Source organism: Pseudomonas sp. NPDC086278 (assembly GCF_050280905.1).
Lineage (GTDB): Bacteria > Pseudomonadota > Gammaproteobacteria > Pseudomonadales > Pseudomonadaceae > Aquipseudomonas.
Genome location: NZ_JBNNWE010000207.1, coordinates 1 through 1,954, shown reverse-complemented (window position 1 = coordinate 1,954; position 1,954 = coordinate 1). Strand labels below are relative to the sequence as shown.

Below are 1,954 nucleotides of genomic sequence, written 5' to 3'. Positions count from 1 at the left end.
AACCTTTGTCGGTGTACGGCGCGAACAACCTCGGTAAATCGGCGTCGATCAACGCGCTGCAGTTCCCGATCCTGGCGCGCATGTCGGACATGAGTACGACCTTTAACGCCGGAAGTATCCAAAGAACCGCGTACAGTGTGGTAACGAACACCTGGCAAGTCTTTTACACGACCGCCGCGGATCAGTACCACGCTGTGCTCTTGCAGGTTGTGGCCTTCACCGCCGATGTACGAGGAAACCTCGAAACCGTTGGTCAGACGCACACGGCATACTTTACGCAGTGCCGAGTTAGGTTTTTTCGGCGTAGTGGTATACACACGGGTGCATACGCCACGACGTTGCGGGCAGTTCTGCAGCGCAGGCACGTCGGATTTCTCGACGATACGCTTACGCGGCTGACGTACCAGCTGGTTGATAGTTGCCATCTACTAGCTCCACTGTTGTCTTGCGACGCTATTGTCTTGCAAGAAAAGCAAAATGGCAGGAACGAATTCCCGCCAAATTTAGGGGTACATGCCCAGAGCGATACCCATTTTTTCCTGGTCATCCTTGGTCTTAGGCTCTACGGCAACCGAAATAACCGGCTCCGGGAAGTCCATGCGAACCAGGATAATTGGCTTGTCAGCGTTGCACAAAGTTTCACCAGTGGTGACGTCCTTCATGCCGATCAAGGCCGCGATGTCACCAGCGCGTACTTCCTTGATCTCTTCACGGGCGTTTGCGTGCATTTGCACCATACGACCCACGCGCTCTTTCTTGCCTTTAACCGAGTTGATCACGCCGTCGCCGGAGGCCAACACGCCCGAGTAAACTCGAACGAAGGTCAAGGTACCCACGAATGGGTCGGTAGCGATCTTGAACGCCAGCGCCGAGAACGGCTCGCTGTCGTCTGCGTGACGCTCCATTTCCTTGGTCTCGTCATCAGGGTCAGTACCCTTGATGGCAGGAATGTCGGTAGGAGCCGGCAGGTAATCGATCACGGCGTCGAGAACCAGGGGAACGCCCTTGTTCTTGAAGGAAGAACCGCAAACAGCCAAGACGATTTCGCCAGCGATTGTACGCTGACGCAGAGCGGCCTTGATTTCCGCGTTGGTGAGTTCTTCACCTTCGAGGTACTTGTTCATCAGCTCTTCGCTGGCTTCGGCCGCAGCCTCAACCATATTGCCGCGCCACTCGTCAGCCAATTCCTGCAGTTCAGCAGGGATAGGCTCGCGACGTGGAACCATGCCTTTGTCAGCATCGTTCCAGTAAACAGCTTCCATAGCCAACAGATCGATCTGACCCTGGAAGTTGTCTTCGGAACCGATAGCCAACTGGATCGGCACCGGAGTGTGACCCAGACGCTGCTTGATCTGACCGATCACGCGCAGGAAGTTTGCACCAGCACGGTCCATCTTGTTTACGTAAACAAGACGTGGAACGCCGTACTTGTTGGCTTGACGCCATACGGTTTCCGACTGCGGCTCAACACCCGAGGTACCGCAGAACACAACGACCGCGCCGTCGAGAACACGCAGGGAACGTTCAACTTCAATAGTGAAGTCAACGTGGCCCGGGGTGTCGATGACGTTGAAGCGGTATTGGTCTTTGTGCTGCTTCTCGGAACCCTGCCAGAAGGCGGTAATAGCAGCAGAAGTAATGGTAATACCACGCTCCTGCTCCTGAACCATCCAGTCTGTGGTCGCGGCGCCGTCATGCACCTCGCCCATTTTGTGACTTTTGCCAGTGTAAAAAAGGACGCGCTCGGTGGTGGTGGTTTTACCAGCATCCACGTGAGCAACGATACCAATGTTACGGTAGCGATTAATCGGTGTAGTACGAGCCATAAAGCCCTCGCAAAATTAGTGACGCTAAAATTACAAGTCGATGAACGAGCAACTGAGCGCATTGACCGCCACCACCCGCTCGTTGGCAGATGGCATGTCCAGAACCCAGGACAGCATGAGCCGGATCG

Annotated in this window: 3 pseudogenes; 1 reads left to right on the top strand and 2 read right to left on the bottom strand. The window is 55.0% G+C overall.

What is annotated here, in order from left to right:
- Window positions 1-95, top strand: a pseudogene (locus tag ACQKP4_RS28975) (hypothetical protein); the annotation flags it as partial.
- Here ACQKP4_RS28975 and rpsL read toward each other — a convergent pair.
- Together rpsL and fusA are read right to left on the bottom strand one after the other, a co-directional pair.
- Window positions 84-425: pseudogene (gene rpsL / locus ACQKP4_RS28970) on the bottom strand (30S ribosomal protein S12); the annotation flags it as partial. The pseudogenes ACQKP4_RS28975 and rpsL sit on opposite strands and share 12 nt — an antisense overlap.
- Window positions 426-515: 90 nt before the next feature.
- Window positions 516-1,826: pseudogene (gene fusA / locus ACQKP4_RS28965) on the bottom strand (elongation factor G); the annotation flags it as partial.
- Window positions 1,827-1,954 lie beyond the last annotated feature (128 nt).